Below are 26,157 nucleotides of genomic sequence, written 5' to 3' on the forward strand. Positions count from 1 at the left end.
AGTCGTGGATTCGTTCTACAAAGAGGTTGAAGCCGTTGCCCAGATACCCGAACTCGTCTTCGCTCTGAATCGTCAAGCGTTTGGTCAGATCACCTTCGCCGGCAGCGATATCGTGCATGGCGCGGCCCATCAGGTTGAGCGGCCGCATCAGTACGCTCAGAAGCATTCCCAGCAGAAGGATGATCAGCACCACCGCAATGACAGTCGCCACGATGGCCGAGTTTCTGAACTCGCCCAGTGATGCATAGGCGATCTCTTTGTCCATCGCCACGCCCACATACCAGTTGACGGAAGGCAGCCCGTCTACATGGGCAAACGTAAGAATCTGAGCTTTTCCGGCATGCTCGCTTTCGCTCAGGTCCTGGGACAATTTCGGCGTATTCGCCGGGTAGACTTCTGCCAGCGTTTTCATTACCAGCGAAGTGTCCGGGTGGACCAGAATGCGGCCATTCGCATCGACCAGAAACGCGTAGCCGTGGCCATGAAGGCGCAGCGAGCTGATCATTTTCACCAGTATTTCCAGGCTCAGATCACCGCCAATGACCCCGGATACACCCGATGCACTTTTGACCGGTGTGGCAAGGGTCACGATCAACCCTTTGGTCACAGCATCCAGATACGGTTCGGTGAGGATCGTCTTGCCTGCGCGCACGGCATCGACATACCACGGCCGGGTCCTGGGGTCATAGTCGGCCGGCATGTCATCAGGCGGCTGAGTGACGAAAGAACCATCGCTCTTACCCTGGTAAATACTCATGAAGGTGGCGATAAGCGTGGGTTGGCCGAGGGCAAGATTCTGCGCGTCGGTTGATTGCGGCGAAGACGCATTTTCCGCCAGGTTCTCTACCAGAAGAATTCGCCCTGAAAGCCAGTTGCGGATGTTGCCTGCGGTGCTGTCACCCGTCTGATTCAGGTTCTCCTTCAATTGCAGACGCAGGGCGTTGCGTTGCAGATAGTCGTTGTAAAACGTGAACAGGGTGAATGCGGCGATCACCACGAGAGACGCCGCCAACAGGATTTTATGGCTGAATTTTAGCGATTTTGTCATGCCGATAAGGGCCTTTAGAGGGGGAGTGCCGAGAGGTGAAGTACAGCGAAAGCAATAGCGGTTTATCGGCGGGCGCGCCGATTAATGAATGCTGGTTATCATATAAATGCTTCGCGGAGCGTCTATCACAGCGCCTCAGGGGCAAGGCGAAGCCTAATCCGATGATCAAGCGGGGCGGTGAATAGTAATGAATGAGGTTTGCCGCTGTATCGAAGGCGTTTACTTAGTCGATCGTTGTGCTTCTGACCCTACATACCACTGCGCATATGGCGTGTTTTCCACCTTGCACCGATTGAAATCCCTCGCCCCGTCAGTCCACCAGACGTCGCCGCGCTCCCCAAGTGCAACCTTGGCCTGGTGAACCCCGGCCCGGGCGGCTTTCAGTGCATCTGAATCCGCGCTTGCCTTGGCTGCCTTGACCTCGCGCCGGGCAGCCATCAACTCATTCACTAATCGCTGACGAACCTCTTCGTTCAGGGACGGATTGGAACATCGCCAGAGTTGTCCCTTGACCACAAAATACCGGCCATCGGGTGTCGTAGGGTGCACGCTATCAATAGCAGCGAGTGGCTGCATCCGCGCCGATCAGGCCTGTCACTCGCCCGGCGAGCGCATCCAGCCCGAACGGCTTGGTCAAAACTTGTGTGCAGGGCCGCAGGTGGCAGTCGTCCAGCACTGAAGTCTTGGCGTAGCCAGTGATGAACAGGGTCGGCAGCCCCGGTCGGCAGTCGCCCGCAGCGTCAGCCATTTCCCGGCCGTTCATGCCGCCCGGCAAACCGATGTCACTGATGAGCAGGTCGATGCGGGTATCTGACTGCAGGATCTGCAAACCTGACTGAGCGTCGCCTGCTTCCAGGCAGTTGTAGCCCAGGCCGGTGATCACCTCGGCGACAAGCATTCTGACCGACGGCTCGTCATCAACGATCAGAACGGTTTCGCCGGTGTGCTGCGCTGGCTCTTCGGTTATTTCGGGCTCGGCAGCGCGTGGAGCATTTTCAGCAATATGGCGTGGCAGGTGCATGACCACGCTGGTGCCCTGACCTTCAACCGACTCGACGCGGATCTGACCGCCGGACTGGCGCACAAAACCGTAGACCATCGACAGGCCCAGGCCGGTCCCGGCGCCAATCGGTTTGGTGGTGAAGAACGGTTCAAACGCCTTGGCGACGATGTCCGGGCTCATCCCCATGCCAGTATCTGTGACGCGGATGCTCAGGTGCTCGCCGGCAGGAATGCCGTGATCAGGGTCGGTACATTCTTCAATGGACGCATTGGCTGTTTCGATGACGATGCGCCCGCCACTGGGCATTGCGTCACGGGCGTTCAGGCACAGGTTCAGTAACGAACTTTCCAACTGGGCATGATCGATCAGTGCAGGCCACAAGTCATCGTGGGCGACGACTTTTATATCTATCTCCGGGCCGACCGTGCGTGCAATAAGTTCTTCCATGTCCTGAATCAACACGTTGACGTTGGTGACTCTCGGGGACAGGTTCTGACGCCGCGAAAACGCCAGCAGCCGGTGAGTCAGCGAAGCCGCGCGTCGTACTGCGCCCTGAGCGACCGACACGTACCGGTCTACATCACCGACACGGCCTTGAGCCAGTCGTTTGGTGATCAGTTCAAGGCTGCCGGAAATGCCGGCGAGCAGGTTGTTGAAGTCATGTGCGATGCCGCCTGTCAGTTGTCCGACGGCGTCCATCTTCTGGGAATGGCGCAGGGCGTCTTCGATCTGCTCACGTTCGAAAACGGCTTGTTCGATGCGCTGTTCGAGTGTCTGATTGAGTTCTCTGACCGCTTCTTCGGCTTTTTTTCTGGCGGTGACATCAACAGACGAGCCGATCAGACCGATCACCTCGCCGTTTTCATCGAGCAAGGGCGCTTTGGTCGAGAGCCACGTCGCTGCAGAGCCGTCAGGCAGGTTGACCTGTTCTTCGATCTGTTCGCTGACATTGTTCTGCATGATCCGGCGGTCGGTTTCCATGAGCACCCGTGCCTGTTGCTGATCATCCAGAAACTCCAGGTCCGTCTTGCCGATGAAAAATTCGGGCGGCTTGCCGATCAGTTCAGCGGTGCCACGATTGGCGACCAGCATGCGACCTTCGAGATCCTTGGCGTAGACAACGCCCGGAACGGCAGCCGTGAATATCCTCAGCAACTCGTTGAGCCGGTCGCGCTCGTCTTCAGCCATGCGACGGCTGTCTATATCGAGCAATACGCCCGGACTGCGAACAGGCTTGCCGCGACTATCACGCTCGATTTTTCCGCTGGCTTCAACCCAGCGATAAAGGCCGTCTTCATGCAGAACCCGGTATTCGCATCGGTAGGTTTCGCTGTTCTGAAGCGCGTCCTCGATTGACTTGTCGACTCTGGCCGAATCGTCGGGATGAATGGAGGCTATCACCAGCTCCAGTGGCAAGCCTTTGGCGCACAGCTTCGGGCACAAGCCGAAGGTCCGGGCAAAACGCTCATCGCCGGTCAACTGATCGGCAATGATGTCCCACACCCAAGTGCCGACAACTGCCCCTGAATCAAGGGCGAGTTGTAGCTGCTCGGCCGCTTCCTGCTCTGAAGGCAGGAGTGGCTGGGGGGCGAATGGCATGCCGCCGGAAACATCATTGCTCATCACTATCGACCCACTTGAACGCCTGGTTCACAAAGACTCAGTCATAGGGCAGCGCAGCGGCCTGAAAGTTGTACAAATTTTATTCTATTTTGTGCCCCAGGCCTTACAGGCGATCAGTGACACTTCATCATTCCATGGGTTTGGCCTGAGAGTGATATTAAATTAATATCACCTGATAAGTGCAGTATTTTCTACGGAGGCAGTCTGGGCAGTGCTTTCAGGTCATATCGGGCTTGCCGAGCCAGCTGAAAGCGCTGATTTCGCGAGGCGACCGGTGTTTGTGTAACGTGCAGGCGCTGGTCCCGGTCAGGTGCCAGCGCCTCTACAGTAGCTCTTAGTTCTGGCCGACAGGCGCAGGCAGGTTGGCAGTCTGCACGGGCGACCATCGGGTCATCACATAAAAGAGCGCGCCACCCAGGATGCACCCGGTGAACCACGCAAAGTTGGCAATGGGCTTGAACCACTCGACAAAGGTAAAGCACAGACCCACCAGCGCTGTCAGCACTAGCGCTTTGACCGCGATCCAGTTCACGCCATTGGTGTACCAGTAGCGACCGCTTGGCGTGTCATTGAACAGGGCGTCGACATCAATCTGCTGCTTCTTGATCAGGTAGTAATCCACCAGCAGGATGCCGAACAGTGGGCCGATGCAGGCCGCGAGCACGTCCAGGGTGTAATGGATCACTTCAGGGTTGTTGAACAGGTTCCAGGGCGTGATGAAGATCGAAGCTACGGCAGCAATCATACCGCCTGCACGCCAGCTGATGCGGCTGGGGGCCACGTTGGCAAAGTCGAAGGCCGGGGAAACGAAGTTGGCGACGATGTTGATGCCGACAGTGGCGGTCACGAAAGTAAATGCGCCGAGCAGCACGGCGGTGGTGTTATCGATACGCGCTACGGTGGCAATAGGGTCGTGGATCATTTCACCGAAAATCGGCAGCGTGCCCGAGACAATCACCACCGTCACCAGCGAGAACGCCAGAAAGTTCACCGGCAAGCCCCAGAAATTGCCGCGACGCACGTCAGCCATGCTGCGGCAATAGCGGCTGAAATCACCGAAGTTCAGGGTCGGGCCGGAGAAGTATGAGACCACCAGCGCGATGGCCATGACCACTTGCCCGAACGCCGCCCAGCCGGATAACTCTTTTTCAGCCAGGGTGAAACTGATGTTATCCCAACCGGCGCGCCAGACAATCCAGCCTGCCAGCGCGAACATCACCGCGTAAACGGCAGGACCGGCCCAGTCGATGAAGCGTCTGATCGATTCCATGCCGGTCCAGAACACAGCAGCCTGGACCACCCACAACGCCAGAAAACCGAACCAGCCAAGCCACGACAGCCCGAGAAAGGTCAGGTTCTGATACGCAGCCAGTTCCGGGAAAAAGCGTAGAACCACGATCACCAGTGCGCTGGACGCCAGATAGGTTTGAATGCCGTACCACGCCACTGCAATAAGCCCGCGGATGATTGCAGGAATGTTGGCACCGAATACCCCGAAGGCCAGGCGACAGATGACCGGGTAGGGCACGGCGGCTTGCTGGCTGGGTTTGGCGACCAGATTGGCAATCACCTGAATGATGCAGATGCCCACCAGCAGCGCAATCAACACTTGCCAGCTGGCCAGACCGAGCGCGAAGAGGCTGGCGGCGAAAACGTAACCGCCGACGCTGTGCACGTCGCTCATCCAGAACGCCAGAATGTTGTACCAGGTCCACTTCTGCGGCACCGGCCCCAGATCATGGTTGTGCAGGCGCGGGCTGTATCCGGCCGGGCGTTGGTCTGTCATAGCGTTACTCCCTCGATGGATCGTGGCGGGATCGGGGTACGATCGATGATATTTTTGTATACGATCGTGTACGCAAAAGATGTGCCATACGTTTTTTCATAGACAAAAAGTCAATGCGCGCTATGCCAGCTGGCGTTTCAGTCCAGAAAAGTCAGCACAGTGGGCACGTCCGTCATAGCGTTTAAAGCGCACACTAACGGAGCGCAATGGCCCATTTTCGGTGCGATTTTGTAGGCTGCCCAGCCCATAGGCGTTGCTTGGCGGCTTAGATAGCGCTATTTATCAAGTGGTACATCGGGCACTATTCCTGTATACGATCTGTACCGAAAAAGTGATCTGAAACCATGACTCGACCTGCCAGCGCTCCCTTGTTCCTGACGCCCGCTGCCGATGAAAAAGGCCGCGACGAGCAAATTTATCAGCACGTACTGGAAGCAATCGTCGAGCACCGGCTTGCGCCAGGCACGCGTTTGCCCGAGGACGCATTGGCTGAAGTGTTCGAGATCAGCCGGACCGGCATTCGCAAGGTCTTGCAGCGCCTGGCCCTGGAACGGCTGGTGACCTTGCGTCCCAAGCGCGGCGCAGAGGTCGCGCAACCGTCGGCGCAGGAAGCGCAGGATGTGCTGGGTGCCAGGCAGTTGATCGAACCCGCGCTGATGGCCGATATCGCCGCACGGGCAGGCGGTCAGCGTCTGGAATCACTGCGTGCGCTCTGTGAACAGGAACATGAGGCGCAACACGCCGGGCGTCACAGCGAAGCTATTCAGTTGTCGGCCAGATTTCATGTGCAATTGAGCGCGTTGGCGGGCAATCAGGTATTGACCGAGCAAGTCGCGCAGCTCACTACGCGTTCTTCGCTGATCGTGGCGGTGTACGGTTCGCGGCGCAGCGTCGGCTGTGATTGTGGTCAGCACGTTGACTTGCTGACCTTGCTCGAAGCCGGGCAGGGCGAACAGGCCCGCGAGTGGATGGCCGAGCATCTGCGCCGTATCCGCGCCAGCCTGAATGTAGATGCACCGGTGAGCGAGACAGTAGATTTTCATAGCATTTTCAAACGGCGCTGAAGGAGTTCCGGTGCGTATTCAAGTGATCAACCCCAACACCAGCGAAGCCATGACCCACAAGATTGGCCTCGCGGCGCAAGCCATTGCACGCCCCGGTACGCAGATTCTTGCGTGCAGTCCCGATGATGGCCCGGTGTCTATCGAAGGCCATTTTGACGAAGCGATAGCGACCCTTGGCGTGCTGGAAGAGATACGCAAAGGCCGTGAGCAACAGGTCGACGCGCACATCATCGCCTGTTTCGGCGATCCTGGCCTGCTGGCAGCCCGCGAGTACGCCAGCGCACCCGTGATCGGCATTGCCGAAGCGGCTTTCCACATGGCCAGTCTGATTTCCACCCGCTTCGCAGTGGTCACCACGCTGACCCGAACTCGGATCATCGCCGAGCACCTGTTGCAGCGCTATGGCTTCAGCGAACTGTGCACCTCGGTACGTTGTATCGATCTACCGGTGCTGGCGCTGGAAGAGAGCGGGCCCGAACTGATCGAGTGCATGGCCGAACAGGCTCGCCGGGCACGTGATGAAGAGGGGGCAGGTGCCATTGTGCTGGGCTGCGGCGGGATGGCGGATTTGGGCAGGCAATTGAGTGAAGCGATTGGTCTGCCGGTGATCGACGGCGTGGCGGCGGCGGTGAAACTGGCAGAGTCGCTGGTGGACCTTGGGCTGAGTACCAGCAAACACGGCGACCTGGCCGACCCCATCGGCAAACCGTTCAAAGGGCGATTTGCCTACCTGAGCCGATAAAATGTGCGTCCGCAAATGCACTGACACACGCTTTGGGTGATGCTCCGCGGCACAAAGATCGGACGCAGAGCGTCCAGAACGGCATCCCCACGCTGGAACGTAGGGAACGATAGTCTCAACGACCACTATCTTCTGGACGCTCCGCGTTCTCTAGCGACGGAGCGTGTGGCGATCACTCCCACGCTCCGCTTACTAGCACTTCTGGACGCTCTGCGTCCGATCTTGAGCACCAAGGGTGCGCCTCACATGGCTGGCACGCCACCCGCAACCAGCGCTTCTGTCGTGGCGTCTGGCACCACAATGGTGTTGTTGCCCGGAGTCAGAATTACCTTGCGGCAATCCTCTTCCTTCTTGTCGAACAGCTTGTAACCTTTCGCAGCATCTTCCAGCGACATGCGGTGGGTGATGATGGCTTCCGGTTCGAGTCGTCCCGCTTCGATGTGCTCGAGCAGTTCAGGCATGAAGCGATGGACATGGGTCTGGCCCATCTTGAACGTCAGGCCCTTGTCGAACGCATCGCCGAACATGAAACCGTGGATAAACCCTGCGTAAACGCCCGGTACGCTCACTACGCCGCCACGCCTTACCGCTGCGATGCACTGACGCAATGCCTTGCCACTGCTGCCTTCCAGTTTCAGCGTGGCCAGAATGGTTTCGGTGGTGCTGCCCTTGGCTTCGAAACCGACTGCATCGACCACACCGTCCACGCCGCGCATGCCAGCTGTTTGACGGATGATGGTATCGGCCGGGTCATCGTCGTCATCGAAATTGATCGGGGTCACACCATAGGTTTTCTGCGCATAAGCCAGGCGATACGGGTGGTGATCGACCATGAATATCTTCTCGGCGCCGAGCATTCTCGCGCATGCGGCGCTCATCAGACCCACTGGACCAGCGCCATAGATGGCAACGCTGGAACCCTGGCCGATGCCCGCATTGGTTACCGCCTGCCAGGCAGTGGGCAAGATGTCGGAAAGGAATAGAACCTTCTCGTCAGCCAGTGTGCCCGGCACTTTGAACGGGCCGACATTGGCCTTTGGCACGCGCACGTACTCAGCCTGACCGCCGGGAATGCCGCCATACAGATGACTGAAACCGAACAGTGCTGCCCCTGGCGGAATGGACTTTTTGTTGATGATCGCGCCGCGCCCGGTGTTGGTGGTTTCACAGGCTGCGAACAGGTCGATGTTGCAGAAAAAGCAGCTGCCGCAAGCAATCACAAAAGGGATCACTACACGATCACCTTTCTGCACAGCGGTGACCGCCGGGCCAGTCTCTTCGACAATGCCCATGAACTCATGGCCGAATATGTCGCCGTGTTCCACCGTGGGTATCTTGCCGCGATACAAGTGCAGATCAGAGCCGCAGATTGCGGTTGCGGTGACTTTCAAAATGATGTCGTCAGCTTCTTGTATTTCCGGGTCCGGCACTGTGTCGACCTTCACACTGTTCGCGCCGTGGTAAGTCAAAGCTCTCATGTTTAATCCTCGATGGCAGCAGAAGTTCTGATCCGTACTGAAGATGAACCATGAGGATTTTGTTGGTTCAGCGCGATTGGTCGAAGCGGGACTAACGGTAGGTCAATTGCGAAACGCCGTCATGTCCTGCAACAGCATGCCCATCAGGCGGTTGGCACCGACGCTGAGCTGCCGACCCAGACGGCTGATCAAATGCGTCTGCGGGCTGCTGAACACCTCATGCTGCAAGGGCAGGGCGCGCAGTTTTCCGGCCTTTATCTCCTCCTCCACAACAAAGGTCGGCAACAGCGTGACGCCACCCTGCATGGCGAAATGCTTGAGCATGGCGAAGGTGCTGCAGGTCAGTGTCGGCTGCACTGTAATACCCAGTTGATGTTCGGCCTGCAGAAGAATCTGGCGAATGCCGTAAGACACAGCAGGCAGCGCGACACGGTAGTGTTCCAGTGCCCGCAGCTCTATCGGAGCCTGCTCTTGCGTCAGCGGATGATCGGGTGCGGTGATCACGCACACCGGCTTGCGTTGATGGGCGTGAGAGCGGATTTTCGGGTCGGCAGCGGGGTTGAAGACCAGGCCGATATGCGCTTCGTCCTCCACCACCTGGCGAATCACCTCGTTGCTGCCACAAACGTTCACGAGCAGTTCGATGCGCGGGTACAGCTCGGAAAACCGGGCCAGCGGCTGGGCGAGGCTTTCAAGAAAACCTTCTCCGGATACCAATGTCACCGAGCCGCTGTGCAGGCCCTTCAGCGCCTGGATCGAATCCAGCAGGACCTCCTGCTGCGTCAGTCGCTGGCGGTAGTAGGCCAGCACCTTGTCGCCTGCTTCAGTGGGTTTGACCCCTCGGCGATGGCGCTCGAGCAATGGCGAGCCGAGCTCCTGTTCCAGTTGCGCGATCTGGCGGCTGACCGCCGAGGGCGCGACGTTGAGGAAGTCGGCGGCAGCCCTGACGCTGCCCAGCCGCACGGCTTCGAAGAAATACAGGATGCGTCGATCTTGCACCAGGCTCATAAGGCTCCTGTAGAGGCTCTGTGTTGCGCTAAAGGCAACATAAATTCGATTTGAGGATTATTGCTGAGAGGTGAGAGCGCTGTCCATACTCGGATCATCAGCACATTGCTCGCCGACAAGGCTCGCAGCGTCGTTCTCGAATTCGTACAAAACCTTTGACCGGGATGCAGACATGACTTTGAAAGCAGGTGTGATCGGATTGGGCAACATGGGCGGCGGCATGGCTGCCACGCTGGCGGGCAAGGGCTTTGATGTCAGCGGCTTCGACCTGTCGCAGGCTGCGCTGGCCCAGGCTGAAAGCAAAGGCGTCAAGCCGGTTGCCGACCGCAAACAACTGATTCAAGGCGTGGATATTCTGATCCTGTCGCTGCCCAAGGCCGAGCATGTGGAGTCGGTGTGTCTCGGTGCGGGCGGTATCAGCGAGTTCGGTCGCAAGGGCTTGATCGTGGTCGATACCACCACATCAACACCGGAAATGAGCCGTAAGGTCGCCGCCGAACTGGCCAAAACCGGCATTGCCTTTATCGATGCACCTGTCTCGGGCGGCCCGAAAGGCGCAGCTACCGGCACCATGTCGATGGTCGTCGGCGCTGAAGATGCCGATCTTGCGCGCGCCATGCCGATTTTGGAAGGAATGAGCGGCACACGCGTGCACGTCGGCCAGTGCGGCGCAGGGAATGTGGCCAAGATCGCCAACAACATGCTCGCCGCCTGCCACCTGATCAGCACTGCCGAAGCCGTGGCGATGGCCGCGCGTGCAGGTGTCGATCCGGAAAAGCTTCTGCAGGGCCTGAATGCCGGTTCCGGACGCAGCGGTGCCACGCAAGTGATGTTCCCGACCTGGGTACTCAACAAGGCCTATGACTCAGGTTTCACCATGGGCCTGATGCGCAAAGACGTCGGCCTGGCCAGCGATCTGGCGGACAGCCTCGACATGGACCTGCCGCTGTCGCGCGTCGTCGCGCAATTGTGGCAGGCCAGCAGTGAAACCCTGGCGGACAACGAAGACTTCTGCGCCATCGTGCAACGCACCGATGGCAAACTTTACGGTCATGGAGAATAAGCGATGAGCACTGCAAAAATTCTTGAACTGATGCGTCCTTACTGGGGCGATCGCAGCGTCATTGCCAGCTACGTCGGCGGCCAGTTCATTGAAGGCCATGGCGCGCCGGTTGAAGTGCGCAATGCCCATGACGACAGCCTGTTGCTGAGCTTTCCGGACGCTGACGAGTCGTTGGTCGACATCGCCGACAAGGCGGCCAAGGCTGCGCAGCAGCAATGGTGGGCGCTGACCGCTCAGGCGCGGGGTCGCGCCATGTATCAGGTAGGCAATCTGATTCGTGAAGAACTGGAAAACCTCGCGCAGATCGAATCCCTGACCGCCAACAAGCCGATCCGCGATGCCCGCGTTGAAGTGCTCAAGGTAGCCGAGATGTTCGAGTATTACGCCGGCTGGGCAGACAAGCTGCATGGCGAAATCATCCCGGTGCCGACCACCCACCTCAACTACGTGACCTACGAACCGCTGGGCACGGTGTTGCAGATCACCCCGTGGAACGCGCCGATCTTCACCTGCGGCTGGCAGATCGCCCCGGCGATTGCGGCGGGTAACGCAGTCATCCTCAAACCGTCGGAACTGACCCCGCTGAGCTCTTTGATGGTCGGTGTGCTGATTGAGCGCGCGGGCGTACCGAAAGGGCTGGTCAACGTGATTGCCGGTTTCGGACATTCCATCGGCCAGGCGTTCATTGCCAAGGCTGACATCCGCAAAGTGGTGTTCGTCGGCTCGCCAGCGACCGGTCGGCATATCGCCGTGGCTGCGGCGCAGCGCTGTATTCCCGCGGTGCTGGAGCTGGGTGGCAAGTCAGCCAACATCGTATTCGACGATGCGGATCTGGAAGTGGCCTTGCGTGGCGCTCAGGCGGCGATTTTCTCCGGTGCCGGGCAAAGTTGTGTCTCCGGCTCACGGCTGTTGGTGCAGGAATCGATTTTCGAGAAGTTCACCAACGCTCTGGCGGTGGCGGCGACGCAGTTCAAGGTCGGTGACCCGAGCGATCCGGAAACCCAGATCGGCCCGATCAACAATGCCAAGCAGTACAACCATGTGAAGAGCATGGTCGAGCGCGCATTGAAAGACGGCGCAAGACTGGTTGGCGAGCAGGCTGATCCGATCCCGAACAAGCCGGGTTATTACGTCAACCCGACGGTGTTGGCGGGCACCAACGAGCTGCATTGTGCGCAGGAAGAAATCTTCGGCCCGGTGGTGGTAGCGATTCCGTTCAAGGATGAAGAAGACGCGATCCGCATCGCCAACGACAGCCGTTTTGGCCTGGCCGGTGGCGTCTGGACCCGTGATGTCGGGCGTGCCCATCGCGTTGCCAGACAGGTGCGTGCCGGGACGTTCTGGGTCAATGGCTACAAGACTATCCACGTCAGCTCGCCGTTTGGCGGCTATGGTGAAAGTGGTTATGGCCGTTCTTCCGGCCTGGATGCACTGCGCGAGTACAGCGAAGTGAAAAGCGTCTGGGTCGAAACCGCCGCCAAGCCTGCCGCCAGTTTTGGCTACGGCGCGAGTCTGGAGTAAGTACATGCCCATTTCAAAGACACTGATCGACGAAGCAACTGTCTGGCGCCGCACGATCCACGCTGCGCCGGAGCTGGGGTTTCAGGAGCTGAAAACCTCGGACAAGGTGGCTGATCTGCTGAGTAGCTTCGGCATTCAGGTGCACCGCGGTCTGGGCGGTACTGGCGTGGTCGGCACCCTGCGCAATGGCGACGGCCCAACCATCGGCATTCGCGCCGACATGGACGCCCTGCCTATTCAGGAGCTGGGCGACAGCGTGCACAAGTCGGCCCATAAGGGCTGCATGCACGCCTGCGGACACGATGGCCATACGGCAATTCTGCTGGCCACCGCCCGGCACCTGTCGGAAACCCGCCGGTTTGCCGGCACGGTGCATTTTGTCTTTCAGCCTGCCGAGGAAAACCTCGGCGGCGCGCAACGGATGATCGAAGACGGTCTGTTCGAGCGCTTTCCGATGGAAGCGATCTACGGTTTGCACAACTGGCCGGGCGTGCCTGCTGGCAAGGTGGTCATCAATCCAGGGCCGATGATGGCATCGCTGGACACCTTCGAAATCACCCTGACTGGCAAGGGCAGCCATGCGGCCATGCCGGACAAGGGCAATGACCCGATTGTGGCGGCTGCCGAACTGGTGCTCGGGCTGCAGACCATCGTTTCCCGCCGTCTGTCGCCACTGGATTCTGCGGTGGTCAGCATCACTCAGTTCAACGCCGGTGAAGCCATCAACGTCATTCCGGAAACCGCTGTTTTGCGCGGCACGGTGCGTTGTCTGCAAACGCCGGTGCGCGAGAAGGTTCAGCAACTGATTGGCGAGTTCGTCGAGCGTTTGCCGGCGGCCTTCGGGGTGCGTGGCGAACTGGTCTACAACGTGGGGTATCCGGTGACTGAAAACCACGTCGATGCTGCTGCTACGATCCGCCGCGCAGCGGCCGCTGCGGTGGGGGAGAACAACGTGCAGTGGGGCTGCAACCCGTCGATGGCCTCCGAAGACTTCGCCTTCATGCTGCATGCCTGCCCGGGTGCGTACATCTGGATGGGCGTCGATGGCGAGAAACCGTCGGCGGCGTTGCATAACCCGTATTACGACTTCAACGACCAGGTGATCGAACCGGGTGTGGCGGTCTGGACATCGCTGGTGGAGCAGTGTCTGCCGCTGAGTTGAATGGCTTGCATACTATGCCGTAGGAGTGAGCTTGCTCACGAAGGCAATGGTCCAGACGCCCTTTTTATGGGGTTGTCCGGCTTCTTCGTGAGCAAGCTCACTCCCACCGGGAACGGACTCCTTCAAGGTGCCGCGAGCAACTCCACTGCAATACCGGATATGTCCGGCAGGCAGGTCAGCAGGTGGTCGCGCAGTTCCAGTACTCGCTGGCGCTTGAAGCTGTCCTGCAGCCAGACCAGGTAATAGGCATCTCCGGTGCCAACCGCCGAGTTGAACGGCAGAAAGACCTGACCTTCGTTCAGGTCATCAGCGACCAGAAACAGATCGCCAATCGACACACCGTGCCCTCTGACTGCAGCGGTAATGCCCTGATCAAGGGTGTCGAACACCTTGCCTTTGCTCAACGTCACCTGACCAGAGAGGTCCATCCGGCTCAGCCAGCGCCGCCAGTCGCGGCGGTCGCTGGAAGGATGGATAAGTTCGGCGGCCTGCAGCCTCTCTGTTCCCCACGGCTGGTCGCCTAACGTGTCTGCCGAGCAGATCGGAATCAGCCACTCATCGAACAGCTTGCAGGTTTCCACCTCGGCACCAAAGCTGCCATTGCCCAGCAGAATCGCGCAGTCGAAAGGCTCCGAATAGAAGTCCACGCTATCAAAGTCCATCCATACGCTGGAGAGCTGCACCGGCAGGGCGGGTGCAGGCTTTTTAAAGGACTCCAGCGCATGCAGCAGCCAGCGCATGGTCAGGGTGGACGGTGATTTGAGGCGCAGATTCGCGCCCTGACCCCGGAATGGCTGGCAGGCGTCCTCGATAATCCGGAAGCCGATCTTGAGTTGACTGGACAGCCGCCGGCCCTCGTCACTGAGCGAAAGGCGCGGGCCATTGCGCTCGAACAATCGACAGCCAAGGGTTTCTTCCAGGGTACGAATATGACGACTGATGGCACTCTGGGTAAGGGAGAGTTCCTGCGCAGCACGCGTAAATGAACATGATCGAGCCGCGACTTCAAAGGCTCTCAGCGCGTAAAGAGGCGGTATACGTTCAGTCATGTGATAACTAACCATGATTATTTGTCATAGTAGGTTACACCTTTTTCCATTTTTCCGCGCACGTGTCTCCGGTCAGAATCGCCGGCTCGTCCACTGTCGTAAAAATCAAACAATAAGGCGGTGTTCTTATCTGCTGCGTGCGTGAGGGAATATGCTGCCCAAGTCCGAAAAGCTGTTACGCCAATCTGTTGTAAGACATTTGCTGGAAAGTGACACCGCCCTGGAAATGGGCTGGAGGGTTCAGGCTTACAGGCAGTTCGAGCAGGTGCTGAGTGACAAGGGCTTTCCTTGTCTGTTTGGCCGCCGTGCCAACAAGTCCGGAAGCTGTCTGCTGCTGTTCATCCCCTGTGAGAATGAGCAACAAGCGCTACGTGACGGCATGGAAGCGTACGTAAAGTTCGTTAATGACACGCCACTTGAAGATCGCCTGTTCAACCCGTTGATTGTCATTTTCGAGAAAACCGATTTCAACACCTTGGCCGAAGAGCAGGCCTATGCGTGGGCCACCTTGCAGCATTTACATGATGGTGACCGAACGCCCTGGCCGGCCAAAGCCTGCACAGACCCTGAAGTGTTCGAGTGGACCTATCACTTCGCCGGACTGCCGATGTTCATCAACATGAGCTTTCCCCGTCACAGCGCGATGAAAAGCCGTTCGCTGGGTGGGCACATTGTGTTTGTGGTCAACCCTCGAGAGAACTTTGACGAGGTGGCAAGCGCCGAGACGGAAAGTGGTCGCAAGGTCAGGGAAAAGATTCGCCAGCGAATCGCCGATTACAACAACGGCGTGGTACCCGACACGCTGGGTTTTTTCGGCGACCGTAGCAGCCTGGAATGGAAGCAATACCAACTGTATGAAGAAGGCGGGCTTTCACTGTCCCGTTGTCCTCTGCATATCAAAGTCGACAAGACTGACCATTTGAACGAGCGTTGAGTACCCATGGATATATCGTTGCTGCTGATCTACATGTTCAGCGTCTTCATGCTGATCATCACCCCTGGTCCGGTGGTGGCACTGATCGTCAATACCAGCCTGGCGTGCGGGCCGAAACGTGCGATGCTGACGGCGCTGGGCACCAACTGGGCATCACTGGTGTTGGTGTTGGTCGCGGCATTGATTCTGACGGGCACGCTGTCGGTGAGCGTAAGCATGCTCAACTGGATCAGCCTGGTGGGCTGTTTCTTCATCGCCTATCTGTCGATGCAGGCGCTGGAACAGGCGTTGCGTTACGCCCCGACGCCGCCTGAAGCAGCGCCAGCGCCGTTGCCTGCGCGTAGCAGGCACAGCGGGCTGGTGACCGGTTTTCTGGTGGGGATTTCCAATCCGAAGGACATCATCTTCTTCGTCTCGTTTTTCCCGCAGTTCATTCACGTCACCGAATCGTTCAAGGGCAGCATTGCCTTGTTGTCGTTGCTGTGGATCATCATTGACCTGTCGATCCTGTTTGCCTACATCTTCCTGATGCGTCAGAAGCTGGCCTTGAAGTACAAGCGCAAGATCGAAGTCGCCTCCAGCGTGACCTTGCTGCTGATCGCGCTGGGCGGAATCTTCTATTCGGGCTCGGCACTGTTGAATCAGTAAACGCCTGCGCCGATCAGCACTCGATCAGATTGACTGCCAGCCCGCCGCGTGAAGTTTCCTTGTATTTGTCGTGCATGTCCGCACCAGTGTCGCGCATGGTGCGGATGGCGTGGTCCAGCGAGATGAAGTGCTCGCCGTCGCCGCGCAGCGCCATTTGTGCAGCGTTGATTGCTTTCACGGCAGCAATCGCGTTGCGCTCGATGCAAGGGATTTGCACCAGCCCGCCAACCGGGTCGCAGGTCAGTCCCAGGTTGTGTTCCAGACCAATTTCCGCCGCGTTTTCCACCTGTTCGGGCGTGGCACCGAGAATTTCCGCCAGGCCAGCGGCGGCCATTGCGCAGGCCGATCCTACTTCGCCCTGACAACCCACTTCGGCACCGGAAATGGACGCGTTCTTCTTGCACAGAATGCCGACCGCAGCAGCGCTGAGGAAGAAACGCACCACGTCGTCATCATTGGCCGTAGGCTTGAACTTCATGAAGTAATGCAGCACCGCAGGCACGATACCCGCCGCGCCGTTGGTGGGCGCAGTCACCATGCGCCCGCCCGCGGCGTTTTCCTCGTTGACCGCCAGGGCGAACAGGTTGACCCACTCCATGGCGCTCAGGGTCGAGCCGATCACGTTCGGGTTATCGAGGTTCTGGAGGCTCTGATGCAGGCGGTAGGCGCGACGGCGCACGTTCAACCCGCCGGGCAGGATGCCGGTTTCAAGCAGGCCCTTGTCGACGCAGGCGCGCATCGCGGCCCAGATCACCATTATTTTCTCGCGAATTTCTTCCTCGCTGCGCCAGACCTTCTCGTTGGCCATCATCAGTTCGGAAATGCTCATGCCGTGGGTCTTGCACAGCTTCAGCAGCTGCGCGCCACTGAAAAAATCGTAGGGCAGAACAGTAGTGTCGTTGTCCAGCACGCCGCTGGCTGCCTGTTCGGCATCGATCACAAAGCCGCCACCCACCGAATAGTAGGTTTGCTCGTAAACTTCACCAGTTTTGCCGTAGGCGCACAGGGTCATGCCATTGGGGTGATAGGGCAGGTTTTCATTGAGCAGGCACATGTCCCGCTCCCAGACGAAGGTGATGGCCTGCTCACCCGCCAGCATCAGCTGGTTATCGGCACGCAGCGCGTCGATGCGCTGGTTGACCTGGCCAGGGTCGATCTGGTCCGGCCATTCGCCCATCAAGCCCATGACTGTTGCGCGATCGCTGCCGTGTCCGATGCCGGTGGCCGACAGAGAGCCGTACAATCGCACCTCGATCCGTTCTACGCTGTGCAACCGGTTCTGGTTGCGCAGCTCGGTCACGAACAGTGCCCCGGCGCGCATTGGCCCGACGGTGTGAGAACTGGACGGCCCGATGCCGATTTTGAACATGTCGAAGACGCTGATAGCCATCACGAAGGTCCTTCAGGTGAGATGATGCACGGGAATTTGGTATTTCCCTTTTTCTGTTACTCATCTTTGGCTTCGGCTGTCGAAACGACAAACGATTGTTGCTATGCAACGCTTTAGCGGAACTCTTCAATGAGCAGAATCTTCAACGCACAGATGCACGCCTGGTTACAGGTGTTCGCCTGCGCAGCCCGACATCTTTCCTTCACCCGGTGCGCCGAAGAGCTGCACGTCACTCCCGGCGCGATCAGCCAGCAGATGCGCCAGCTTGAAGAGCGCCTGGGCTTCGCGCTGTTTCACCGGGTCGGGCGCGGGCTGGAGCTGACCGCCGAAGGCCAGCGTCTGGCGGTGGTCGCCAACGAGGTGCAGAGCCGTATCAGTGAAGAGCTGCGTCTGCTGTATTCCGGGCGCATCGGCGGGGTGTTCAAGTTGCGCTGCATCCCCTCATTCCTCAGCAAATGGCTGATGCCGCGCCTGCCACGCTTGCAGGAAGCGTTTCCGGACATCCAGTTGCGGATCATTGCCGAAGACAGCAGCGGGTCGTTGCGCGATGACGATTTCGATCTGGCCATCGACCTGAACGACGGCAGCTATCCGGGGCTGTCGACCACGCCGTTGCTGGAAGAAGAGCTGTTTGCGGTCTGTTCGCCAAGCCTGCTGGTGGGCAAGCCGCCACTCGACACGCCCAGCCAACTGGTACACTTTCCGTTGCTGCATGACATCACCGCCTGGCGAGGCAGCTACGAATACGCTGAGTGGGAGTTTTATCTGACCGCCATCGGCGCTGATGGTATCGACGTGCGCCGTGGTCACACCTTCAACCGCAACCACCTGACCATCGACGCCGCGCGCATGGGCATGGGCGTGGCCATTGCCCGCAAGGCGCTGATTACCGACGAACTGGAGCAAGGCTTGCTGATCGTGCCGTTCGGGCATCCGATTAAGGCCAGGAAGAAATACGTCCTGGCCTATCGTGAGGGTGCGCTCTCTACTCCGGCACGCCGCGCCGTGCATGACTGGCTGGTGAACGAAGCGGTGATCTAGCCCGCTCCGGAATCAATGAAACATCTCGGCAATCAGCACGGCGCCGATAAAGGTACCGAAGTTGGCCAGGAACGATACCAGCACGATTCGCCAGCCCAGACGGCGGAAGGCTGGCAGGTCCTTGGCAATCGACAGGCCGGCAAAGGTCAGCATCGGGGTAATGACCGCCAGCATGTTGATCGAACTGGTCATCCGGGCAATCTCGGCCGCCCAGGGGCAGGCCGGTGAAGTCAGGAACATCGCCACCAGCGACACCATGCACACTGCCGGGATCTTGCGACGGATCAGGTTGCACAGCGCTTCGCCGACGAAGGCACAGAAAATCATGATACCCATGCCGGTGAATGCATCGGCCGACAGCGTCTTGTAGCCGACATAATTGGCAATCAGCGCCAGTGCACCGGCGGCCAGCCACGCACTGATCTTGCCCGCCCAGCCCAGTTCCGGAACCTCCAGCGACACATCGCTGTGGCGCAGGCCTTCATCACTAATGGACGTCTTGGTGGTGCGGCCGATCAGCGGCTCCAGCACCCGATAGCCCCACACTGCCAGTGGCAGGGAGATAAACAGGGTGAAATAAGTACCGATGGTGGTGGTGATCAGGTTTGATGCCGCCGCCAGCGTCATGACCTCCTTGGCGACTTCCGGCGTTTGCTGCGCGGCAATTGCACCGGCTGCAGCAGCCATCATGCTGCCCGAGCCGATGCCCGAGCCCATCGCCAGCGAATTGGGATGGAAGATCCCCAGGCTGGCGATAAAGCCTGCAACGATGGCAATGAACAGCGCACCGAACAGGGTACCGGTCAGGTACTCGGCCAGTACGCCGCGGCCTTCCGGGGAGTCCATACCGTAGCGCTCGCCGATGATTGCCAGACTGGGCTCGCGGCCAACCGAGAACGTCGCGCCGATTGCCTCACGCTTGATGCCCAGCAGCAGCGCGACCGGCAGGCCGAGCACCACGGTGCCGACAAAGTGACCAAACTCCTGAAACACCAGCGCCCATCCCGAGGCGAACACTACCGGCAGCGAGCCGCCGACGACGAGACCGAGTTTGGCAATGAAAATCAGCAGGGCGGGTTGCAGGATCGAGGCCGAGCGCAGCTGGATGCCGTGATCGATACCGATGCTGCCTGGCAGGCGGCGACTGGCGATACCCACCATCGCGCCCAGCAACAGCGCCCATACCATCGGTAGCAGCACCACCTTGCCTGGGCCCAGCGGGATACTGATGGCACCGATCATCTCGGCAATGATCAGGATAACGGCGGCCCAGAGATACAGCTTCACCGTCGATGAAACGGCCTGATTGTCGCCCGACACTGCAGCGTGTGAGTTTTGCATGATGATCCCCTTGCCTGCTGAATGGCCTTTTTCAGGCCTTATCAATCGTTATTCTGTTTTTCAGGTCGGCGCGATGAGGCGCCAGGGCAGCGTTGGAAAGTCCATGAAGTCATGGAGGCCGTTATCCGGCCGAGTATTTTTATGAGGTCTGAACGTGATCCGGACCCAGGCTGCTTCGAGCCTTTGCAAGGGGATTACAGGGTGCGTTATTTGAAGGGATGAGCCTTTGAATAAGGCACGTTGCTGTCCACACGCAATCGCAGTATGCATAGCGCGAGGTTGCACACCAATATTGCGAATTTTATTTATCGTTGCGTTAAACAGAACACAGAAAGGGCTGCACCGCCCTTGAAAATGACTATCGTGCGACGCTCCGCGTCGCATGCCGTTCCGGACGCTCTGCGCCCTCTTTTTGCGACGCAGAGCGTCGCGAACTGCATTCCCACGCAGAGCGTGAGGAACGATCATCTTAACTATCGTGCTGGCGCTCTGCGCAGGCATGCAGCTCTGGTTGCTCCCACTAGTAAGCGGGACTGCTCAGCTCAAGCGCCTTGGCGCATTCCTCCAGCGAGCGCCGCTGGGTGTCCGCATACAACTCCAGTTCGTTGAGCGTATTGCGCCCCAACGCCCGCTCAAAATCCTGCTGATTCGAATTCGTCGCGTAATGCGCCTGCGCGTTGTCACCCAGGTTGGACTGAAAAATGCCCGCCGCACTGACTGGCAGAAAGTCTTCATACACCAGCGGCTCGAAGCGCACATGACCTGCTTCCACAAGCTGCTCCAGACTGCCGGATGCGCGCTCGGCAGCACCTGATTCAGTCGGGAAATAGCGAAAGTAAGCCAGCCCCTGTCTACGCATTTCATCATGACTGTCCGGAAAGGCCTGAAATGCCTTTTCCAGCAATTCTGCATAGCGCACGGCGTTGGCTTCGTTGGGAAACTCACCCAGTTCGTCGCGAGCTTCGTTCAACAGCCGGTCATACAATGCGCGACCTTTGGGCGTCAGGGCTGCGCCGCGCTGTTCGATCTCGCCGAAGCGTGCCGAATGGCTGCCCGACTGACTCCCCCCCTGACCAATGAACGTAATGGGTTCTTCAAGCGCCTTGAAGCTGGTCTGGCGCAACAGAATCGGACACTGGCGACGCGGTGGCCCTTCAACCACGGCCTTGGGCGTGATGCCTTTGCCGGGCATGCCGCTTTGCACCGCATCTATATCCAGCGTGCGCGGGGTGAGGTGATTGATGTGCGGGCCACGAAACGCCACCACATCAGCGATCAGGCGATGCTGGACGTTGAGCTTCTGGTACTCGTCAAGCGAGACCGTCGCCGTGTTATGCCAGCGAAAGGTTTCCAGCGCCTGCTGAATGAACTCGGCAGCGTCGGGCTCGCTCAACCCGCCGTCTGTCTCATGCTTGTCGATCAACGCCAGGGCACCGGGCGTGAAGATTCTGCGCTTGGCCAGCACCTGACTGGCAAACTCGCGCAGGCTGTCACTCTCGATCAGTTCCAGGCGCAGCAGTGAGGTGAACACCCGAAACGGACTGACCTGCAACGCCTGTTCATGCACGGCACGAAACGCTGTGGAGTGAACCGGCACACCGGCTTCGGTCAGGTCGTAATAACCGACCGGCTGCATGCCCATCACCGCAAACAGGCGGGCGAGGGTGGCCAGTTCCTCAGCCGTACCGACGCGGATCGCGCCGTGGCGTTCCATGTCCAGCCGCTGGATCTCGCCGGTCTGGCGCAGGCTGTTCAGCACCTCGCTGTCGCGGCTCATGACCTGCGCATTGACCTCGCTGACCAGCCCCATCAGCGTGCCGTACAGCGGCACTTCGTGCTGGTACATCTGCGACATGGCGCGAGAAAAGCCCGCGCGGATCTGGTCCGGGTCGGCAAAGCGTGCAGTGCTCATCAGGATGGTTTCTCCGTACGTGTTCAAGCCAGCGCTGCCAGGCAACGCTCGAAAATATCCAGCCCTTCGTGCAGAACATCGGGCTCGATGGTCAGCGGGATCAGCAGGCGAATGATGTGCCGCGCCTTGCCGCTGGGCATCAACAACAGGCCAGCGTCCCTCGCCGAGGCCAACAGGTCGGCAAGCTGCCGGGTCCCTGGCTCGCCATCCGCTGTGATCAGTTCGATACCGCGCATGCAGCCTACGCCGGTCAACCTGCCCAGGTACGGCGACAGCTTGCCTGACTGCCAGGCGTTGTAGCGCGAAACAATGGCGTTTTCCTGCTGTTCACCCCAGGTGGATAAATTGGCATCAGTCATTTGTGCCAGCGAGGCCAGGCCCGCAGCGCAGCCAATCGGGTTGCCGGAATAGGTGCCGCCGAGCCCGCCCTTGGGCAGGTTGTCGAGCAAATGCTTGCGACCGACCACGGCGCCCAGCGGAATGCCGCCTGCGATGCTCTTGCCCAGCAGAATAAGGTCCGGCTCGATGCCCAGGCGGCTGAACGCAAAGCGCTGCCCGGTACGGCCGAAACCGGACTGAATTTCGTCGGCGATCAACACGATGCCATGTTCATCGCAGAACGCTCGTAGCGCCTGAGCAAAATCCGCCTCCATGGCCAGAAAGCCGCCTTCACCCTGCACCGGTTCAAAGATGATGCAGGCCACATCGTTGACATCGATCTCTACGCTGAACAGTCGCTCCAGTGCCTTTAGCGCCTGCTCGGTGGTCACGCCGTTGTCCTTGCTGGGAAACGGAATGTGAAACACCGGACCGGGCAGCACGCCGACTTTCTGTTTATAGGGCGCCACCTTGCCATTGAGGTTCAGGGTTGCCAGTGTTCGGCCATGAAAGCCGCCATCGAAGGCAATCACAGCCGTGCGGCCCGTCGCGCCACGTACGATCTTCAAGGCGTTTTCCGCCGCTTCCGCACCGCTGTTGGTGAGCATGCCGCTGAGCGGGTAACTCACCGGTACGAACTCCGTCAGTTGCCGCATGAAGCGGATATACGGATCGTGAGGCGTAGCGTTGAAGCAATAGTGGGTCAGCTTTGCCGCCTGATCCTGAATGGCCGTGACCACCTGAGGGTTGCAATGCCCCAGATTGAGCACGCCGATACCGCCGACAAAGTCGATGTAACGCTTGTCGGTGGTGTCCCATACTTCGGCATTGCGGCCGTGGGACAACGTTATGCTGTGGACAAACGAAATGGATTCGCTGATGTGTTCGCTCATCGGCCTGGACCTGACTTCGGGGGATCATGATGGCCTTATCCAAACAAACATCGGGCAACGCTCGCAAACGAAATAAAATCACCGGGTCATTCCAATAATTCCCGATGTAGCGGCTTTCGTTGCTGTTAATGGCAGGCAGTTCATTCCTAAAAGGAATCATGTTTTTCAAAAACGTCGTTTGTGGGTCAGCCCCGAGTGGATCAATACTGGGTTCATCAGTGATTTCCACCGTTTCCATGACAGGAGAATCAACATGGTTGCCGAGTTATTAGCACGTCTGGGCGTGGCGAACAGTGCCCACACACAAGGGGACTATCCGGTTTACACCCCGATTGATGGCAGCCAGATTGCCTCGGTCACGCTTGAAGGCAAGGCGCAGGTCGTGGCGCGCATCGACAGCGCCCACAGCGCGTTTCTGAAGTGGCGCACAGTACCGGCACCGCGCCGTGGCGAGCTGGTGCGGATCTTTGGTGAAGTGCTGCGTGAGCACAAGGCTGATCTGGGCGAACTGGTATCGGTCGAGGCCGGCAAGATCACTCAGGAAGGTCTGGGTGAAGTGCAGGAAATGATCGACATCTGCGACTTTGCCGTCGGTCTGTCGCGTCAGTTGTACGGCCTGACCATCGCCTCCGAGCGTCCCGGTCATCACATGCGCGAAACCTGGCACCCGCTGGGTGTGGTCGGCGTGATCAGCGCGTTCAACTTTCCGGTTGCGGTCTGGGCCTGGAACACCACGCTGGCGCTGGTCTGCGGCAACCCGGTGATCTGGAAGCCTTCGGAAAAGACTCCGCTGACCGCCTTGGCCTGCCAGGCGCTGTTCGACAAGGCGCTGAAGATTTTCGGCGATGCACCCGCAGCGCTCGCGCAGTTGGTGATCGGTGATCGTGACGCCGGTGAAGCGCTGGTCGATGACCCGCGCGTGTCACTGATCAGCGCCACCGGCAGCACCCGTATGGGCCGCGAAGTCGGTCCGCGTGTTGCTGCCCGTTTCGGGCGCAGCATCCTGGAGCTGGGCGGCAACAACGCGATGATTCTGGCCCCCAGCGCCGATTTGGACCTGGCCGTGCGCGGCATTCTGTTCAGCGCCGTGGGCACTGCCGGTCAGCGCTGCACCACGCTGCGTCGTCTGATTGTGCATCGCTCAATCAAGGACGAAGTGCTTTCCCGGGTTAAAGCGGCCTACGCCAAGGTGCGTGTCGGTGATCCTCGTGAAGGTAATCTGATCGGTCCGCTGATTGACCAGCAAGCATTTTCGGCCATGCAGAATGCGCTGACCAAGGCGCGCGACGAGGGCGGTCAGGTGTTCGGTGGCGAGCGTCAGTTGCAGGACAAATACCCGAACGGCTATTACGTCACACCGGCCATCGCCGAAATGCCTGGCCAGAGCGAAGTCGTGCGTCACGAAACCTTCGCGCCGATTCTCTACGTGCTGGCTTACGACGACTTCGAAGAAGCCTTGCGCCTCAACAACGAAGTACCTCAGGGGCTGTCGTCGTGCATTTTCACCACTGACCTGCGCGAAGCCGAGGCTTTCCAGAGTGCCGCGGGCAGCGATTGCGGTATTGCCAACGTCAATATCGGCACCAGCGGTGCGGAAATCGGCGGGGCATTTGGTGGCGAGAAGGAAACCGGTGGAGGGCGCGAGTCCGGCTCCGATTCGTGGCGCGCCTACATGCGCCGGCAGACTAATACCGTCAACTACTCCCGCGAGTTGCCGCTGGCTCAGGGCATCGTTTTCGACTGATGTGAACCGGGCGCTTATTGCCGACATTGCTGGAGCTTTTCGATGGTGCAGTTTGCTGAAGGCTGTCTGTGGGAACAATTGACTCCGCAACGTCCGGTCAGTCCGGCCTTGATTGGGGAACGAAGCGCCGACGTGTGCATCATCGGTGCAGGTTTCACCGGTTTGTCGGCGGCGTTGCGGTTGCTGGAAGGCGGAAAATCGGTGTGCGTGGTCGAAGCTCATCAGGTCGGCCATGGCGGCTCCGGGCGCAACGTCGGTCTGGTGAATGCAGGCACCTGGGTGGCACCCGACGAACTGGACAAGGTATTGGGCAGTGTCGAGGCCAGCCGCCTCAATAGCGCATTGGGCGCGGCTCCGGCGCTGGTGTTTTCGACTATCGACAAGTACCGCATCGAGTGTCAGGACACCCGCACCGGCAACCTGCACATGGCCCACAATGCAAAAGGACTGGCTGATCTGCGCAGCCGTGCCGAGCAGTGGCAGCGGCGCGGTGCCAGGGTCGAACTGCTGACCGGAAAACCCTGTGAAGACGCCTGTGGCACCGACAAGGTCAGCGGTGCGTTGCTCGATCACCGTGCCGGTACGGTGAACCCGATGGCGTATGTGTCAGGCATGGCGCTCAATGTCGTGGCGCTGGGCGGTCAGCTGTTTGGCGAGTCTCCCGTCAACGGGCTGCAACGCACTGCCGATGGCTGGAAAGTGTCCACCGCCGCGGGCAGTGTGCGCGCCGAGAAGGTCATCATTGCCTCCAACGCCTACACCGAAGGTGAGTGGACCGACATCAAGGATCACATCTTCGCAGGCTACTACTATCAGGTCGCTTCACAGCCGCTCAGCGGCAGCGAGCAGGCGGGCATTCTGCGTGGCGGGCAGGGTTCCTGGGACACGCGCACGGTGCTCAGCAGTATTCGTCGCGATGCCCACGGGCGACTGGTGCTGGGCAGCCTTGGCAACGCTGGCAATTATCCGCTGTGGTTTATTCGTCAGTGGGCTGATCGCATCCAGCAGCACTACTTTCCCCAGTTGGGTCGGGTTGAGTGGCAGAGCACCTGGACTGGCCGCATCGGTTTCACCCCAGACCACTTGCTGCGTCTGTTCGAGCCTGCGCCCGGCCTGCTGGCCGCGACCGGTTTCAATGGCCGCGGCGTAACCACCGGAACGCTGATCGGCAAGTGCTTTGCCGATTACCTGCTGAGCAACGACGCAACTGCGCTGCCGGTGAGCTTTTCCAGCAGCAAAAAGGTCTCGGCCAATGGCCTGCGTACGCTGGCTTACGACGCCGGTTTCACGCTGTATCACGCTGGCCAGTGCTTACGCGTGGTGCTCTGA

At 59.3% G+C, this 26,157-nt stretch carries 20 protein-coding genes and 1 pseudogene; 10 read left to right on the forward strand and 11 right to left on the reverse strand.

The window, feature by feature from the left end:
- Positions 1-13: 13 nt before the first annotated feature.
- From RYB66_RS26715 to RYB66_RS21530, 4 genes and pseudogenes are all read right to left on the reverse strand, one after another.
- Positions 14-1,048, reverse strand: a pseudogene (locus RYB66_RS26715) (cache domain-containing protein); the annotation flags it as partial.
- Positions 1,049-1,267: 219 nt separating this feature from the next.
- Complete coding sequence (locus RYB66_RS21520; RefSeq protein ID WP_029241085.1) at positions 1,268-1,597, reverse strand: hypothetical protein; 330 nt, start codon at positions 1,595-1,597, stop codon at positions 1,268-1,270.
- Positions 1,598-1,601: 4 nt separating this feature from the next.
- Complete coding sequence (locus RYB66_RS21525; protein WP_005781913.1) at positions 1,602-3,674, reverse strand: PAS domain-containing sensor histidine kinase; 2,073 nt, start codon at positions 3,672-3,674, stop codon at positions 1,602-1,604.
- Between the two features lie 334 nt (positions 3,675-4,008).
- Positions 4,009-5,460, reverse strand: coding sequence for an NCS1 family nucleobase:cation symporter-1 (locus RYB66_RS21530; protein ID WP_004664387.1), 1,452 nt, complete (start codon positions 5,458-5,460; stop codon positions 4,009-4,011).
- Between the two features lie 344 nt (positions 5,461-5,804).
- On the opposite strand from RYB66_RS21530, the gene RYB66_RS21535 reads away from it, so the two are divergent.
- Together RYB66_RS21535 and RYB66_RS21540 are read left to right on the forward strand one after the other, a co-directional pair.
- The gene (locus tag RYB66_RS21535) at positions 5,805-6,524 is read left to right on the forward strand and encodes a GntR family transcriptional regulator (RefSeq protein WP_005754903.1); all 720 of its coding nucleotides are present in this window, start codon (positions 5,805-5,807) and stop codon (positions 6,522-6,524) included.
- Between the two features lie 10 nt (positions 6,525-6,534).
- Positions 6,535-7,266: an aspartate/glutamate racemase family protein gene (locus tag RYB66_RS21540; protein WP_002554379.1), complete on the forward strand. Its 732-nt coding sequence runs from the start codon at positions 6,535-6,537 to the stop codon at positions 7,264-7,266.
- A gap of 242 nt (positions 7,267-7,508) precedes the next feature.
- Here RYB66_RS21540 and RYB66_RS21545 read toward each other — a convergent pair whose 3' ends face one another.
- Together RYB66_RS21545 and RYB66_RS21550 are read right to left on the reverse strand one after the other, a co-directional pair.
- Positions 7,509-8,744: a zinc-dependent alcohol dehydrogenase gene (locus RYB66_RS21545; protein WP_316895390.1), complete on the reverse strand. Its 1,236-nt coding sequence runs from the start codon at positions 8,742-8,744 to the stop codon at positions 7,509-7,511.
- Positions 8,745-8,846: 102 nt separating this feature from the next.
- The gene (locus tag RYB66_RS21550) at positions 8,847-9,752 is read right to left on the reverse strand and encodes a LysR family transcriptional regulator (RefSeq protein ID WP_002554377.1); all 906 of its coding nucleotides are present in this window, start codon (positions 9,750-9,752) and stop codon (positions 8,847-8,849) included.
- Positions 9,753-9,924: 172 nt separating this feature from the next.
- Here RYB66_RS21550 and RYB66_RS21555 point away from each other — a divergent pair, with 172 nt between their 5' ends.
- From RYB66_RS21555 to RYB66_RS21565, 3 genes are read left to right on the forward strand one after another with little or no spacing between them, the layout of a single operon-like run.
- A complete protein-coding gene (locus tag RYB66_RS21555; RefSeq protein WP_005781918.1) occupies positions 9,925-10,815 on the forward strand; it encodes an NAD(P)-dependent oxidoreductase in 891 nt (296 codons plus the stop codon).
- A gap of 3 nt (positions 10,816-10,818) precedes the next feature.
- Positions 10,819-12,336 carry an aldehyde dehydrogenase family protein gene (locus tag RYB66_RS21560; RefSeq protein WP_005781920.1) on the forward strand — a complete coding sequence of 506 codons (1,518 nt, stop codon included), beginning with the start codon at positions 10,819-10,821 and terminating at the stop codon, positions 12,334-12,336.
- A 4-nt stretch (positions 12,337-12,340) separates the two neighbouring features.
- Complete coding sequence (locus RYB66_RS21565; protein ID WP_046832751.1) at positions 12,341-13,498, forward strand: M20 aminoacylase family protein; 1,158 nt, start codon at positions 12,341-12,343, stop codon at positions 13,496-13,498.
- Between the two features lie 122 nt (positions 13,499-13,620).
- Here the strand turns inward: RYB66_RS21565 and RYB66_RS21570 are convergent, their stop codons facing one another.
- Positions 13,621-14,547 (reverse strand): LysR family transcriptional regulator, encoded by a 927-nt coding sequence (locus RYB66_RS21570; protein WP_032638651.1) that lies wholly within the window; start codon positions 14,545-14,547, stop codon positions 13,621-13,623.
- Positions 14,548-14,698: 151 nt separating this feature from the next.
- Here RYB66_RS21570 and RYB66_RS21575 point away from each other — a divergent pair, with 151 nt between their 5' ends.
- Positions 14,699-15,481 (forward strand): YqcI/YcgG family protein, encoded by a 783-nt coding sequence (locus RYB66_RS21575; RefSeq protein WP_005733792.1) that lies wholly within the window; start codon positions 14,699-14,701, stop codon positions 15,479-15,481.
- Positions 15,482-15,487: 6 nt separating this feature from the next.
- Positions 15,488-16,129 (forward strand): LysE family translocator, encoded by a 642-nt coding sequence (locus RYB66_RS21580; protein ID WP_005781925.1) that lies wholly within the window; start codon positions 15,488-15,490, stop codon positions 16,127-16,129.
- Positions 16,130-16,142: 13 nt separating this feature from the next.
- Here RYB66_RS21580 and RYB66_RS21585 read toward each other — a convergent pair whose 3' ends face one another.
- On the reverse strand, positions 16,143-17,519 hold the full coding sequence (locus tag RYB66_RS21585) for an L-serine ammonia-lyase (RefSeq protein ID WP_004664394.1): 1,377 nt from the start codon (positions 17,517-17,519) through the stop codon (positions 16,143-16,145).
- A 129-nt stretch (positions 17,520-17,648) separates the two neighbouring features.
- Here RYB66_RS21585 and RYB66_RS21590 point away from each other — a divergent pair, with 129 nt between their 5' ends.
- Positions 17,649-18,560, forward strand: a complete 912-nt coding sequence (locus RYB66_RS21590; RefSeq protein WP_002554369.1) for a LysR substrate-binding domain-containing protein — start codon at positions 17,649-17,651, stop codon at positions 18,558-18,560.
- A gap of 12 nt (positions 18,561-18,572) precedes the next feature.
- Here RYB66_RS21590 and RYB66_RS21595 read toward each other — a convergent pair whose 3' ends face one another.
- The 3 genes from RYB66_RS21595 to RYB66_RS21605 form a co-directional block, all read right to left on the reverse strand.
- Positions 18,573-19,901 carry a DUF3100 domain-containing protein gene (locus RYB66_RS21595; protein ID WP_316895392.1) on the reverse strand — a complete coding sequence of 443 codons (1,329 nt, stop codon included), beginning with the start codon at positions 19,899-19,901 and terminating at the stop codon, positions 18,573-18,575.
- Positions 19,902-20,421: 520 nt separating this feature from the next.
- Positions 20,422-21,813, reverse strand: coding sequence for a VOC family protein (locus tag RYB66_RS21600; protein ID WP_044294009.1), 1,392 nt, complete (start codon positions 21,811-21,813; stop codon positions 20,422-20,424).
- 23 nt (positions 21,814-21,836) lie between these two features.
- Positions 21,837-23,084 (reverse strand): aspartate aminotransferase family protein, encoded by a 1,248-nt coding sequence (locus RYB66_RS21605; protein WP_316895393.1) that lies wholly within the window; start codon positions 23,082-23,084, stop codon positions 21,837-21,839.
- Positions 23,085-23,337: 253 nt separating this feature from the next.
- Here RYB66_RS21605 and RYB66_RS21610 point away from each other — a divergent pair, with 253 nt between their 5' ends.
- Together RYB66_RS21610 and RYB66_RS21615 are read left to right on the forward strand one after the other, a co-directional pair.
- Entirely contained in the window at positions 23,338-24,828 is a 1,491-nt protein-coding gene (locus RYB66_RS21610) for an aldehyde dehydrogenase family protein (protein WP_316895395.1), read from the forward strand.
- Positions 24,829-24,870: 42 nt separating this feature from the next.
- Positions 24,871-26,157 (forward strand): NAD(P)/FAD-dependent oxidoreductase, encoded by a 1,287-nt coding sequence (locus RYB66_RS21615; RefSeq protein WP_117139653.1) that lies wholly within the window; start codon positions 24,871-24,873, stop codon positions 26,155-26,157.

This window comes from Pseudomonas syringae group sp. 243L2 (assembly GCF_032587875.1).
In the GTDB taxonomy this organism is placed as follows: Bacteria; Pseudomonadota; Gammaproteobacteria; order Pseudomonadales; family Pseudomonadaceae; genus Aquipseudomonas; species Aquipseudomonas amygdali.